Annotated in this window: 13 protein-coding genes; 6 read left to right on the top strand and 7 right to left on the bottom strand. The window is 45.4% G+C overall.

Annotated elements, in window-relative coordinates; all coding sequences use genetic code 11:
• Positions 1-13: 13 nt before the first annotated feature.
• Positions 14-1,609, top strand: coding sequence for an McrB family protein (locus G395_RS28400; protein ID WP_051349927.1), 1,596 nt, complete (start codon positions 14-16; stop codon positions 1,607-1,609).
• Positions 1,609-3,819: a DUF2357 domain-containing protein gene (locus tag G395_RS0102540; protein ID WP_026628632.1), complete on the top strand. Its 2,211-nt coding sequence runs from the start codon at positions 1,609-1,611 to the stop codon at positions 3,817-3,819. Before G395_RS28400 ends, G395_RS0102540 begins: the two co-directional genes overlap by 1 nt.
• A gap of 8 nt (positions 3,820-3,827) precedes the next feature.
• On the opposite strand, the gene G395_RS0102535 is transcribed toward G395_RS0102540, so the two are convergent.
• Entirely contained in the window at positions 3,828-4,328 is a 501-nt protein-coding gene (locus G395_RS0102535; protein ID WP_035360221.1) for a hypothetical protein, read from the bottom strand.
• A gap of 210 nt (positions 4,329-4,538) precedes the next feature.
• On the opposite strand from G395_RS0102535, the gene G395_RS0102530 reads away from it, so the two are divergent.
• The 3 genes from G395_RS0102530 (at position 4,539) to G395_RS0102520 (ending at position 6,491) form a co-directional block, all read left to right on the top strand.
• A complete protein-coding gene (locus tag G395_RS0102530; protein WP_026628630.1) occupies positions 4,539-4,910 on the top strand; it encodes a hypothetical protein in 372 nt (123 codons plus the stop codon).
• 326 nt (positions 4,911-5,236) lie between these two features.
• Positions 5,237-5,674: a carboxymuconolactone decarboxylase family protein gene (locus G395_RS0102525; RefSeq protein ID WP_026628629.1), complete on the top strand. Its 438-nt coding sequence runs from the start codon at positions 5,237-5,239 to the stop codon at positions 5,672-5,674.
• A gap of 10 nt (positions 5,675-5,684) precedes the next feature.
• A complete protein-coding gene (locus G395_RS0102520; RefSeq protein ID WP_026628628.1) occupies positions 5,685-6,491 on the top strand; it encodes an isocitrate lyase/PEP mutase family protein in 807 nt (268 codons plus the stop codon).
• 70 nt (positions 6,492-6,561) lie between these two features.
• On the opposite strand, the gene G395_RS0102515 is transcribed toward G395_RS0102520, so the two are convergent.
• Positions 6,562-7,068: a hypothetical protein gene (locus G395_RS0102515; protein WP_051349926.1), complete on the bottom strand. Its 507-nt coding sequence runs from the start codon at positions 7,066-7,068 to the stop codon at positions 6,562-6,564.
• Positions 7,069-7,139: 71 nt separating this feature from the next.
• Here G395_RS0102515 and G395_RS0102510 point away from each other — a divergent pair, with 71 nt between their 5' ends.
• Positions 7,140-7,868 (top strand): endonuclease V, encoded by a 729-nt coding sequence (locus G395_RS0102510; protein WP_026628626.1) that lies wholly within the window; start codon positions 7,140-7,142, stop codon positions 7,866-7,868.
• Here the strand turns inward: G395_RS0102510 and G395_RS0102505 are convergent.
• From G395_RS0102505 to G395_RS0102485, 5 genes are all read right to left on the bottom strand, one after another.
• Positions 7,865-9,043: a glycoside hydrolase family 18 protein gene (locus G395_RS0102505; protein WP_026628625.1), complete on the bottom strand. Its 1,179-nt coding sequence runs from the start codon at positions 9,041-9,043 to the stop codon at positions 7,865-7,867. The two genes, G395_RS0102510 and G395_RS0102505, sit on opposite strands and share 4 nt — an antisense overlap.
• Positions 9,044-9,122: 79 nt before the next feature.
• Positions 9,123-10,022: a non-homologous end-joining DNA ligase gene (ligD, locus tag G395_RS0102500; protein WP_026628624.1), complete on the bottom strand. Its 900-nt coding sequence runs from the start codon at positions 10,020-10,022 to the stop codon at positions 9,123-9,125.
• A gap of 1 nt (position 10,023) precedes the next feature.
• Positions 10,024-10,797 (bottom strand): non-homologous end joining protein Ku, encoded by a 774-nt coding sequence (gene ku, locus G395_RS0102495; protein ID WP_026628623.1) that lies wholly within the window; start codon positions 10,795-10,797, stop codon positions 10,024-10,026.
• A 60-nt stretch (positions 10,798-10,857) separates the two neighbouring features.
• Positions 10,858-11,610 (bottom strand): LytR/AlgR family response regulator transcription factor, encoded by a 753-nt coding sequence (locus G395_RS0102490; protein WP_026628622.1) that lies wholly within the window; start codon positions 11,608-11,610, stop codon positions 10,858-10,860.
• Positions 11,607-12,665, bottom strand: coding sequence for a sensor histidine kinase (locus G395_RS0102485; RefSeq protein WP_026628621.1), 1,059 nt, complete (start codon positions 12,663-12,665; stop codon positions 11,607-11,609). Before G395_RS0102485 ends, G395_RS0102490 begins: the two co-directional genes overlap by 4 nt.
• Between the last annotated feature and the right edge of the window lie 44 nt (positions 12,666-12,709).

Here is a 12,709-nt window from a genome sequence, read left to right as displayed (position 1 = left end):
AACACACTATTTGATGGATTACTTCAATGAACTTTCCAGGTTTCTGGAACAGTCGCAGACTGACAGTCTTAAAACTGCCCATTTCGCCGATCAATTCGTGGGGCTGAAAGTCAAGCTAAGCTTTGGGAAAGGTAATCCGGCAAGGGTTACCTGGATCGCTTTTCTGGCAGAAGGGCAAACGATCACCAACGGCATTTATCCATTTTATCTTTATTACAAAAAGCAAAATATCCTTATTCTCGCTTACGGATTAAGCGAAACCATTCCGCCCGCAATAAGCTGGAGATCGGCGGATCCGGTTAAAATCAACACATATTTCAGAAAACATAGTCTTGGGAAACCGGCCCGTTATGGCGCTTCTCTGGTTTACAAAGTTTATGACCCTGCGAATCTGGTCAGGGAAGAAGTGGAAAATGATCTCGCCGAAATTATCAGCATTTATAAGCAAACGGTGGGTGAAAAGCTGGTTTTGCCTAAAAAGAAAGCTAATACGAAAGCTGAATTCAATTACAGGGCATTCCAAAAAAGCATTGCCGGATGCAACCTGCGCATTAACCCCAACTTCACATTACGTTTCATCACCTCATTGCTGGCCAAGCCGTTTGTTATCCTGACAGGACTTTCCGGTTCGGGCAAGACCAAGCTTGCACAGGCGTTTTCTCAATGGATTTGTGAAAGTGAGGATCAGATTTGCCTGGTGGCTGTCGGGGCGGATTGGACCAATCGGGAGCCGTTGCTGGGTTATCCCAATGCATTGGAAGCCGGGAAATATGTAAAGCCAGATAGCGGCGTGCTGGACCTCATATTGCTGGCTGATAAAAATTCGGCAAGACCTTTTTTCCTTATTCTTGACGAGATGAATCTCAGCCATGTTGAGCGCTACTTTGCCGATTTTCTTAGTGCAATGGAATCGGGTGGAGACATCAGGCTGCACCCGGATTTTGAAAAAAGTGAAGACGCGGTTCCCTCGAAGATCAAGCTTCCCAAAAACTTGTTCATCATTGGCACTGTCAACATTGATGAAACGACTTATATGTTCAGTCCTAAGGTTTTGGATCGTGCTAATGTGATTGAATTCAGGGTTATAAAGGAAGAGATGGAGCATTTTTTGAACCTCGACTGTACACTGAACCTTAATTCGTTAAGAGGATCGGGCTCAGTAATGTCTGCAAGTTTTATAGCGCTGGCTTCGAATAAGCAGTTCGGATCAAAAAGTAATGCATTGATTAATAATGCATTATTAAGCTTTTTTCATCAGCTGCAAAATGTCGGTGCGGAGTTTGGTTATCGCAGTGCCGCCGAAATTTTACGTTTTGCAGCGATCGCCAGTCACATTGAACCAGAATGGAAAGCGGGCGAGATCATTGATGCTGCCATTGTCCAGAAGTTACTCCCTAAAGTGCATGGATCCAGGCGTCGATTAGAGCCTGTTTTAAAAACCCTAGCCGCATTGTGCGCGGCAGATGCGGATAAAATTGAAGATTATCTACACTTCAAAAAAGGCGCCGTTGAACTAGGAGAAATACATTATCCAGTCACATTAGAAAAGCTCAGGAGAATGTATAAGAGCCTCATCGACAATGGATTTACCAGCTTTGCCGAGGCCTGATGGAAAACGGACTTTCGCTTCGCATTCAGTCTGGATCCCATGATATTGAGCTGAAAATTATTGGTGAAGACAGCAGCCTGGAAACGATTTTCAAAATCGGGCCATTGGAAGCAATGGAAAATGGCGAAGCAGAAATTCAGCTCTTGGAAGGGCATTTTTATGAGTATAATGTTTCTGGCGGTTATCGTTTGAAGGCTTCCGAAATTATTTTCCCTTCCAAAATCAACCCAAATTCCGGCCGGCTGGCGCCAAATAGCTACACAGGAACGGCGACTTTCGAAATATTAACGAACATTCAGGCGCAGAAATGTGCGGAATTTAAAGTTGAAATCCGTTCTAAAAAAGTCAGTTACAGGCAGGATTACCGCTTAATGCTTGAAAACATCACGGCGCATTGCACAGATCTGCTGCTAGCGCACAATGCACCGGTCACGCACAATTTCACAGTTGATCTCAGTCAGGATGCACGGACATTATACCAGCGCTTTGCCTTTATCAGGTCCATTTTGCAAGCGGATGAATTCGTCGGCGCGGTCCAGAAAGTTATTGGCGTTCCGATCACAAAATGGTCGGAGCGTGAAGAAATGAAAGACATTCGGCGGATCCGGCGCGTCGATGGCAGGATTATCCGGCACATTGCTGGCTCCGGTAATCGAATGCGCCTACCTGCTTCGCATTCACTTTCTGAAACGCCGGGGACCATTCCGGCACGCGTTACGATTTTTTCCAAAGCAGAATCGCTGGACACGCCGGAAAACAGGTTTGTAAAACATGCCCTAACCCATTTTGCGGCACTGGTGAGTGATTTCAGGTCACATGCAAAAGTGGACAGCAGGCTTTTTGATGAAGCCGTTATTCTTGAAAATGAGCTCAATTCAATCCTTTCAAATCCATTTTTTCAGCAGATAAGCAATCCGTTAATGTTATCGCTGAACAGTCCGGTTTTGCAAAGGAAATCGGGTTATAAGGAGATTTTCAGGGTTTGGTTGATGTTTGATCTGGCCGCAAAGCTGGTCTGGCGGGGTGGGGACGACGTGTATGCGGCGGGAAAGAAGGATGTCGCAGTTCTTTATGAATATTGGCTGTTTTTCCAGCTTCTGAATCTGATGAAGGCCGTTTTCGACATTGTCCCTGCCAGCATCGAAAGCCTTATTAAGCCTACTGCGGATGGTTTGGGCTTGCAATTAAAACGAGGTAGACATGTGGCTGTTCAGGGCATTTTCGATGGGCATTCGAGGAAGCTTAATGTTGAATTCAGCTTCAATCGCTCGTTTTCAGGGAAGAATGATTACCCTAATCCCGGCAGCTGGACCACGGGAATGCGTCCCGATTTTACGCTTTCAATATGGCCTGTGGGAATCAGTCAGGCCCAAGCCGAAACGGAGGAACTGATCGTGCACATTCATTTTGATGCCAAATACCGGGTCGAGTCGTTTACGGAATATAAGCGTGATGACCTTTTGAAAATGCATTCTTATAAAGATGCAATTCGCAGAACAGCAGGCGCTTACGTGCTATATCCAAGTGAAGGGGATAAGCCGTTCAAGTGGAAAGGATTCAATGAGCTCATTCCTGGTTTGGGGGCCTTTGCAGTGCGGCCGTCCCGGAGCGATAGCGGCATTTCCGCTTTGCGAAATTTCCTGAATGATGTAACGCAGCATTTTCTAAACCGCGCGTCGCAGCGTGAGAAGGCGGCTTTCCGCAGTTATGACATTTATAAAAACAAAGTCAATGAGGCAGTTACGGAGCAATTGCCTGAAACATTAGGAAAGAACCGCAGCCTGATTCCGGACGAAACATTTGTGATCATTGGTTTTTATAAAAATGCGGAACAGCTTGCCTGGATCGAGAAAAACCGGCTCTACAATTTCAGGACGGGGACCGACAGCGGCTCACTTCCGCTCGGGGCGAAGCAGGCGGAAGCGAAATATTTGCTGCTGCACGGGCCGCGGGAGACAATTTCAGGCAGGTTATGCAAGCTTCAAAATGACGGTCCGAGGATTTTTTCCAAACAGGATTTAATAAAAAAGCATTATCCCAAACCAAAAGGAGCATTGTATCTCGTATACAACATTGATTTGAAGGTCGAGCGTGAATTCGAAAACCAACAATGGGACATTACGAAACTGGCCGGTTATAAGCCCAATAGGGCTTCCGGCGTTCCGTTCGTGGTAAGTCTGTCTGAATTGACGAAAGCGTTGGTGAAGTAACGGTCGTGCTATTTCCTGACCGGCGCCAAACCTTTCATCGCTTTTTGGCCGATAGCAGGCATTTTCACGACAGGCGCAAGCAATTTTGCCTCTTTTTCCGGCTCAACATATTCTTGGGCTCCTGACAGATAACGCTCGACAATGAATTCCTCTTCTTTCACAAACTGGATCGAAGCCTCGCCGGCCAGATGCGAAATGTCGTATAGTTTTTTGTGAAAAATAGCCGCATCCAAGTTGCCGTTGAAATGATAGTCATTCTGGAAACCGTTGTCGAACTTGAAAACAATCGGCGTCCCGGCATTGGCAATAAGGCTTCCGGGCGTGCCTGTTAATGTGATGGGAATGAATGTTTTCTTGTCATAAATAAACCCGCCATGATTAGCCTTAATATGCTCTCGCATTTTGCGGGGCGTATCCCCTACAAAAAGAACATCAACAAGCAAAATAAGCGTAGCCGCATCAAATTGCGCGGTAGTTTCAATGAGGGGGAGTGTTGAGATGCGTATCATAATGTAAATATCTGTTCATTTTCCGGACACATTATCAACTTATGTCCACTTTTTGGCTAAAATGGGACACGTTATCACATCACGTTCAGATTTTGGTTAAAACTGGACATGTCAATTATCTCCGATTCTTTCAGTCAGGAATAATATTTTCGATGGTGTTTAGTAATTATGCAAATTGAGACACTTTAAAAAACTTCAACCAAGAGACTTATGACAGTTAAGACATATCGATTTATTGCATTGCTGGGCGACGGGCGTGAGCGTTTCAGCGACAAGGCTCTGGATGAAGAATGGCCGACAGAACCAGTTGTGATCGATGCATTCGGGTTTTCCGACGTTTACCGTTATTCGGGCGTTGTATTTTTAAATGAAGAATGGTATACCAAATACAGTAAAAACTGGCGCAACGACACATCCAAAATCGACGCCCTGCTCGTCGATCTCATCAAATACACCGCCAAAGACGCCCATTCCGAAAATCTCGCCAAAATTAAGGCATACCTAGCCGCCCCTCCGGAAACATTGGAAGAGACAATTGAGATTTGGAAGGGATTTTACGATCCGGAGTTGAAGGTGATTTGAGGGCGACATTGGTCATAATAAGTCACTAGCCCCTGTCACCCTGAGCGGACCGGGCGGCCGAAGGGGCTGTCACCCCAAAGGTAGCCTCCTCACCCCTGTCACCCTGAGCGGAGCCGAAGGGCGTTACAACCAAGCAGTAACGCCCCCTTCGGCTCCGCTCAGGGTGACAGGGCTGAGGGGGCTTATTACTTGTAATTCTTCTAACCTACTCTTGCAACGCCCCACACCCAATTGGACTACTGAGAAATTCTTAAATGGATCAGTTTTGTAGTCCTGTTGTCTGTTAAGTTTGTCTGCTGAGCAACCTTAGATTATATATTAGGAGCATGTTAAAGCGGAATTTAACAATTGATATAGACCCCAAAGCTTATGCAGCCGTGAGAGGTTTGGAAAAATACATTTCCGAATCGGGGTTGGACAAAATACATTACAAACTCATCAAAATAAGGGCTTCCCAAATCAATGGATGCGCTTTTTGCATTGATAAGCATACAAGGGAAGCGCGAGAGCTGGGGCTCTCGGAACGGCGCATTTATCTGCTCAACGCGTGGCGCGAGACTGAACTTTACACGGAAGAGGAGCGTGCCATTTTAGCATTAACCGAGGAAGTAACGTCCATTGCCGACCACGGTGTTAGCGACGAAGTGTATAACAATGCCGTGGCCTTATTAGGGGAAGCTTATACGAAAGCCGTTGTGATGGGCGTCGTCACGATTAACGCCTGGAACCGCATTGCCATCACAGATCAATGGCCTGTAAAATAATTGAGATGCTATGAATAGGAAAGGGACACAATCCGAAAAAGCGGATCTGCTCAAAAAGCTGCATTACAGTAAGCAGATGCTTGTTTTACCTAATATATGGGATGTTACAGGTGCTGCATTACTTGAAGAAACCGGTTATCCGGCTGTTGCCACTGCTAGTGCGGCTATTGCACGTGCCCATGGTTATCAGGATGGCGAAAAGATTCCTTTTGAGCTGGCGTTAAATGTCATCAGCCAGATCGTAAATGCTGTGGAAGTGCCGGTTACTGCTGATATTGAATCCGGTTATGCGACTGATCTGCAAGGATTAAGGGCAAATGTTAGAAAGATTTTAGCAACGGGCGTAGCCGGCATCAACATCGAAGACCGCGATCCGAAAACCAATCAGCTACTGCCCCTGGACCTGCAAGCTGAACGGATCAGGATGATCCGGAAAACGGCGGAAAAGGCTGGTGTGCGGCTGTTCATTAATGCCCGGACAGACGTTTTCCTGAAACCCAGCACACTTACAAATGATGAGAAATTGAAACTGGCCATCGAGCGTGGATGCGCTTATGCAGACGCTGGTGCGGACGGCATTTATCCCATATTAGTACAAGAAGAAAGTGCCATAGCGGCCCTCGTTAAAGAGTTTCCTGTCCCTGTAAACATATTAATCACGAAAGGAACGCCCGAACTGACACAACTCCAAAACCTGGGCGTAGCCAGGGTTAGCTTCGGGCCGAATTTTCAAAAAGCAATGCTGTTAGCCATGAAAGCTTCTTTGAAGCAGATTAAGGAAACTTTTAGCCACACCGGTATCACAGCTGTGAGTTGATCTCTTGCTAAAAGTCACAAAAAAGGAGAGCCATTTGGTTCTCCTTTAATCTTTGAAATCATTCAATATGCTATTCGGTCTTAGCTTTGATCAGAATGTACTCGATCTTGCTGCCGTTACCGAATGCTGAGATCTGGGAATATTTTTCGTAGTTATCCCACCTTTTCAGTTGCTTATCGTCGATATTGGGCTTAATGTTCTTTTTTAAGTTAAGGATACCAAGCACAACACGATCTTCAAAATCATAATCTGACAGCTTATTAAGCTGGATCTGATCGGCGATTTCATTAATATAAATGATCTCGACTTTCCCCTCGCGGTAAATCATTTTGGGACATTTTTCGCAGCCGGCCACCTCGTCTTTATAATAGCTGTCCAATGTTCCTTTGCCTAAAACGGCTTCTACTTCTTCCACACTGCGAAGCGCTACCTTCGGCAAGTCCAGCTCTACGGTTACCGGCGCATTTTCATCGCCGTCACCGAGCACAAAGAATTTGATAAAAATAGCTATGAGAATGACAACGAAGGCGATGAATTTCCAATTTGCCCATTTACGCTTAACAATAACTTGTTCCATGAGGATGGCTTGATTTTTTAATGAACCTGAGATGTTTTTAGGTTATACAAAGAATATCATGCCAGTTGTATATGAATAATAATATTGAAACACCGGAATCAAACTATGGGCAATTGACGATTGCTGAAGCTACGGCCATACAGGAGAAGCTGAGAGGCATTGTGAAGCTTTCGCCCATGGAAGGGGGGATCAAGACCATTGCGGGGGCTGATATTTCACTGGACCTTTACAGCGATACGGTTTATGCCGGGATGGTCGTGCTGAGTTATCCTGATTTGAAACCTATTTCCTATTCACTCGTTCAAACCACCAATATTTTTCCTTATGTGCCAGGTTTTCTCGCCTTTCGGGAGATTCCGGGCCTGTTAAAGGTTTACGAGCAGCTTCCCGTAAAGCCCGATTGCATCATGTTCGATGGCAACGGCATCTTACATGCCCGGCGAATGGGGATTGCAACGCATTTTGGGGTCCTTACCGATTCGGTTACGATGGGTTGTGCCAAGAAAAAGCTGGCCGGGATTTATGCAGATCCCGGTGAAACAAGAGGCGACTATTCACTGGTAACCGACAAAGGCGACACAATTGGATTTGCATTAAGGAGCAAGGATAATGTAAAACCGGTCTTTATTTCCCCCGGTCACAAAATGAGCCTGAAAGACAGCATGGACATTGCAATGCAATGTCTCGGCAAGCACCGGCTCCCTGAGCCGACCCGAAAGGCGCACGAATTTGTGAACCGGTTCCGGATCGGCGAGTTAAAAGAAGGATATCACGAACTGGAACAATGGAGCTTGTTCTAGTTAAATGTCTTGTCTATTTCGTCGAGGAGATATGTTTTTGAATCTGAGTTGTATTCCCAGAACATCACCCCGGCGAGTTTTTTATCTAAAACATATTTACATTTTTCTCTCACAGACTGCTCGTCGTCGTAGCTCAAAACGTCTCCGGTCTTGGCGTTGAGCAAGTAGGGCGCTTTTGCCACCTCGTCACGGTATTCTTTAAAGCCTTTTTTGTTTACCATGCTGTCTTTGATCATGGTATAACCGTCCACATATTCTTGCTTGATGTGTTTCTGGCCCAGGCCTTTATCCAACTTCGCAACGCGGAACATACGCCCGTAGAAGGGAAGGCCAACAACCAGCTTATTCATCGGAACGCCCTCCGCAGAAAATGCTTTTACAGCATTATCCACCGAATGGCTTGCCTTATAAATATCAGACGAATATAATGCGGCATGATGGACCGCTGTGTCGCCCTGGAAAAGGTCATAGGTCATGATGTTCACATAATCCAAAAATGCAGCTGCTTTGCCCATTTCAACTACTTTCAGGAAAGAAGTAAAGCCGGGAACAGCGGTCGTAAGCAGCTTTTTCTTGCCCGATTCTTTTTCAAAAGCGTCCAGTTCTTTACGGATCGCCTCGAACATTAAAGTGAAGTTTTGCTTATCCTCAGGTCTGTAAACGTTGCCGTCTTCACCCGGCATTCCGGGATATTCCCAGTCAATGTCCACACCATCGAGGTCGTATTTCCTGATAATATCAACAGAACTTGCTGCGAATATTTTTCTGGAAGCTTCTGTCAGAACTGCGTCGGAAAAATTTTCACTCCAAGTCCAGCCACCCAGGGAGATCAGGATTTTAAGATCGGGATTTTTTTCTTTCAGCAAATTGAGCTTGCGGAAATTGGTGGAATCAGTTTTTTCATTGGTCAAAAACGCTTTTCCTTTCTGAACATCTACAAATGCATAGTTAATGTGGGTCAACTTGTCCACTTCAATGCGATCTGTATTGACCAGCCCGCGAAAGCCGCCAACGTAGCCTATCACAACCGGTTTTCTGGTTGTGCTGTCCGTTGCTGTGGCAGCTTCGTCTTTTTTCTCTTCGGATTTACAGGCCGTTGCAAGGATTAAGGGAGCCACAATGCACATGGCTGCCAGTGGTGATCGCAGGGTTTTGCTGAGTTTTAAAAACTGCATGGGATTAGGTTATGGTTGAAGCGATAAAAGTAACCATTACTTCAAAACATCTCCCCATGCGATCTTCATTGAAATCCGGTTACTCCCCGTGCAGCGCCTCCATTTTTTGTAATGCTTTCTGCATGTCAATGCCTTTACCCAAAACGCCTTTGAACAAATCACCTTTCTCTTCGACCCGTTTCAACATGTTTTTAATGGTAAAATCCTTGGGGCTAAGTCCGTGTTTCACCTCGCTCCATTCGAGCGGCGCGGATACGGTTGCACCTGGTTTCGGGCGTACGCTATATGCGGATGCGAGTGTCTGCGCGATCCTGTTTTGCAGAAAATCGACATAAATCTGATCTTTCTTGCGTTTCGAAAGCGACCGTTCCAGTGTTGTGAGTTCCGGAAGACGTTCTACAACGAGCGTTGCGAGGATTTCGGCAAAAACACGACTTTCGTCATAAGTATATTTCTTGCCAAAAGGAATGTAAATGTGCAGCCCGCTGGACCCGGAAGTTTTGCAAAAACCCGTCATACCAGTCTGATCGAGGATCTCCTTGATCACCAGCGCAACGTCTACCACATCTTCAAATGTATTTTTATCGGACGGGTCAATGTCCATCACAATATAATCGGGGTTATCGAGCTTATTAATGGTGGAATTCCATGGATTCATTTCAATACATCCCATATTGGCAATGTAAAGCAACGTTTCGAGGTCGTTGCAAATGAAATAATTCACCATTTTTCCAGTCGATTCCGCCAGGATCTCCTCTGTTTTGATCCAATCCGGAACATTGTCACCGGCATCTTTCTGGAAAAAACTGGGTTCGTTGATGCCATTCGGATTGCGGCGGAGTGATAAGGGGCGATTTTTTAAATAAGGGATAATGTAAGGCGCTATCTCACTGTAATATTCCAGCAATTCGCCTTTCGTAATCTGCTCGTCCGGCCAATAGATTTTGTCCAGGTGTGTCAGTTCCGCTTTCTTTTTCATATCACGATGCTTTTCGTTTCGGTGCGCTCAAACTTTCCTTCAACTGGGCCATCAGATCCTTGCTTTTCGAATGCACGATCTTCATTTTCGGCGTTGCCGGTTTTTTGCCTTTCGCCTTCGCCATGATCAGTTTCAGCAGCGACTCATTATAAGTGTCTTTGTAATTCGAAATGTCAAAATCCGTCGTCAGCTGCTCGATAAGCTGCACAGCCATGGCCATTTCCGCAGGCTTGATCTTCACATCCGGAATGGTTAGCTCCTCCGTTTCGCGTATTTCGTCCTGAAATCTTATTTTATTCAAAATCAAAAGATCGCCAGCAGCCTTGATTAAAACCAGGCTTTCGCGGTTCCGCAAAACATAAGTGCCCAAACCAGCCTTTCCTGTTTTTTTCAACGCATCGCGCAGCAATGCATACGGTTTGCCGCCCGATTTTTCGGGTTGCAGATAGTAAGGTGTTTCGTAGTAAATGCTGTCAATGTCTTTTTCATTGACAAATTCAGCAATTTCGATGATCTTGGTTTTTTCCGGACTGGCTTTTTCAAAATCCTTATCGTCCAGGACAACATATTCATCTTCAACCTTATAGCCCTTCACAATGTCGTCCCAGTCCACTTCCTTGCCTGTATTGGCATTCACACGCTGATACTTAATGTTAGCGTGATCTTTTTTGTCCAGCATATCCAGATCCAGCTCAGCCTGTTGGGTCGCGCTGAATAATTTTACGGGAATGTTGACAAGGCCAAATCCGATGGCCCCGGACCAGATTGCTCTCATATCTTTTGTCGAAAATGATCAATTATTGTGAGAGACAACGCTTTAAAAATCCGTGCCGGGTTACTGTCCGAGCCAGGTTTTGAAAGGCCCCATGCGCTCGCGGCTGATGAGAATGTCCTGATCGGCGCTGTTTTCGAGATGTACTTTCAGCCGACTGTTGGAGTAAGTGAAAACGTCTTTAATCGCAGAAATGGAGCTGATATATTTCCTGTTGATCCTGAAAAACTGCTCTGGCGAGACCATTTCTTCAATCTCATCGAGAATATAATCCAATGTGTATTTCTTTCCCTGCCGGGTTTGAAGCAAGGTCACTTTGTCTTCGCTGTAAAAGAAGGCAATGTCTTGAATGTCAATGGTCTGTATACGCTCGCCCAGTTTTACGAGAAAGCGTGTTTTAAATGTTTTTGTGGCGGGTTGGATCAGGCTGCGGATTTGATCGAGAGAAATGGCAGGTTGATTTTTGCCTGATTTGAATTTCTTCAGTGCATGTGTAAGTTCTTCGGGGTCAACGGGCTTTAACAAATAATCGATGCTGTTGAGCTTGAATGCTTTGATGGCATATTGGTCGTAAGCCGTGCAGAAAATGATCGGTGCAGTGACCTTTACTTTTTCGAAAATTTCGAAACTAATTCCGTCGGCAAGCTGAATGTCAAGAAAAATCAGATCGGGTTCAGGATTATTTCCAAACCATTGAATAGCAGCCGTTACCGTGTCTAGACTGGCGATGACCTGCGCTTCCGGCAATTGCTGGTTGATCAACTGAATTAAGCGCCTTACGGCTGGTTTTTCGTCTTCGATGATCAGAATTTTCATGGAAAAAGCAATGGTAATGTTACTGTAAATTGGCCGTCGGCATTGCTGACAGCGATATTTTCTTTGCTCAGCAGCTCGTAGCGCTTGCTGATATTAGAAAGTCCGATGCCGGTTGATTCTTCCGGCAAGCTGCTTTTGAGCTGGACATTATTCTTGACAATCAACTGATTGTTAATGAGCTCAATATTGATTCGCAATGGCATTTCCCTAGAAGCCACATTGTGCTTGATAGCGTTTTCCAATAATAGTTGGAGCGATAGGGGCGGTAAGGAGCCGGTTGCATGGACATCCACACGGATGTGATATTGCAGGCTTTCTTCAAAACGGATCTTTTGTAAGGATAGATAGTTTTCCGCAAAACCCAATTCCTGTTTTAATGTCACCAACTCTTCCTGCTGGACTTCGAGCACATACCGGTAAATGCTGGAAAGCTGCCGGATAAACTTCGCCGCCGTGTCCGGATTTTCGTAAACGAGGTTGCTCAGCACATTGAGTGAATTGAATAAAAAATGCGGATTCAGCTGGTCTTTCAGCGACTGATATTGCTGGGCAAACCGCTCCGTTTTCAGCTGCTCCGATTCAATCGCCGCCGTGCGCCATTCCAGCAGGAACGACCGGCTGATTAATATGAACAGGATCACAAAGGAGACCTTCATCGGAAACTGCGTCCAGCCAACCAGTCTGTTCCTCGGAATGTTATTTAATGTAAACGTTTTAATTACAAAAAACTGGAACAGGAAAATGATGACAATGCTCGCACAAAAAACATACAGGAAATAGCACAGACTTTCCAGAATAAGCCTTTTGACGGGATATTGGATCCAGGAAATCGTCCTATCAAAATAATCCTCCATCAAAAATCCGCCATAACTCAGCGTCGTCGACATCACGAATGAAATCAGAATGTCCTGTGCAAGATCCCGGTAACCTTCCCCAGTCGCAATGCATTCTGCAAAAGAGCCGACGGAAATCGCGAGCGCGATCAGCAGGTTTCCCGCAAGAAAAGCCGGAGAGAAATTCCAGAATTTTTTCGAGCCCCGTGTGGTGATTTTCATGAATGATTGGTGTCAGAAAGGATTGTTTTACGTTGCTATGCTCG

The organism is Dyadobacter alkalitolerans DSM 23607, assembly GCF_000428845.1.
Classification (GTDB): Bacteria; Bacteroidota; Bacteroidia; order Cytophagales; family Spirosomataceae; genus Dyadobacter; species Dyadobacter alkalitolerans.
Note: the sequence above shows the minus strand (reverse complement) of the source record. Positions and strands in the feature narration are given on the sequence as shown.

What these genes read in the sequence shown, in the direction of transcription:
- G395_RS28400 (WP_051349927.1), top strand. Translation starts at nt 14, where the DNA reads ATGGATTACTTCAATGAACTTTCCAGGTTTCTGGAACAGTCGCAGACT.
- G395_RS0102540 (WP_026628632.1), top strand. Translation starts at nt 1,609, where the DNA reads ATGGAAAACGGACTTTCGCTTCGCATTCAGTCTGGATCCCATGATATT.
- G395_RS0102535 (WP_035360221.1), bottom strand. Translation starts at nt 4,328, where the DNA reads ATGATACGCATCTCAACACTCCCCCTCATTGAAACTACCGCGCAATTT.
- G395_RS0102530 (WP_026628630.1), top strand. Translation starts at nt 4,539, where the DNA reads ATGACAGTTAAGACATATCGATTTATTGCATTGCTGGGCGACGGGCGT.
- G395_RS0102525 (WP_026628629.1), top strand. Translation starts at nt 5,237, where the DNA reads ATGTTAAAGCGGAATTTAACAATTGATATAGACCCCAAAGCTTATGCA.
- G395_RS0102520 (WP_026628628.1), top strand. Translation starts at nt 5,685, where the DNA reads ATGAATAGGAAAGGGACACAATCCGAAAAAGCGGATCTGCTCAAAAAG.
- G395_RS0102515 (WP_051349926.1), bottom strand. Translation starts at nt 7,068, where the DNA reads ATGGAACAAGTTATTGTTAAGCGTAAATGGGCAAATTGGAAATTCATC.
- G395_RS0102510 (WP_026628626.1), top strand. Translation starts at nt 7,140, where the DNA reads ATGAATAATAATATTGAAACACCGGAATCAAACTATGGGCAATTGACG.
- G395_RS0102505 (WP_026628625.1), bottom strand. Translation starts at nt 9,043, where the DNA reads ATGCAGTTTTTAAAACTCAGCAAAACCCTGCGATCACCACTGGCAGCC.
- ligD (WP_026628624.1), bottom strand. Translation starts at nt 10,022, where the DNA reads ATGAAAAAGAAAGCGGAACTGACACACCTGGACAAAATCTATTGGCCG.
- ku (WP_026628623.1), bottom strand. Translation starts at nt 10,797, where the DNA reads ATGAGAGCAATCTGGTCCGGGGCCATCGGATTTGGCCTTGTCAACATT.
- G395_RS0102490 (WP_026628622.1), bottom strand. Translation starts at nt 11,610, where the DNA reads ATGAAAATTCTGATCATCGAAGACGAAAAACCAGCCGTAAGGCGCTTA.
- G395_RS0102485 (WP_026628621.1), bottom strand. Translation starts at nt 12,665, where the DNA reads ATGAAAATCACCACACGGGGCTCGAAAAAATTCTGGAATTTCTCTCCG.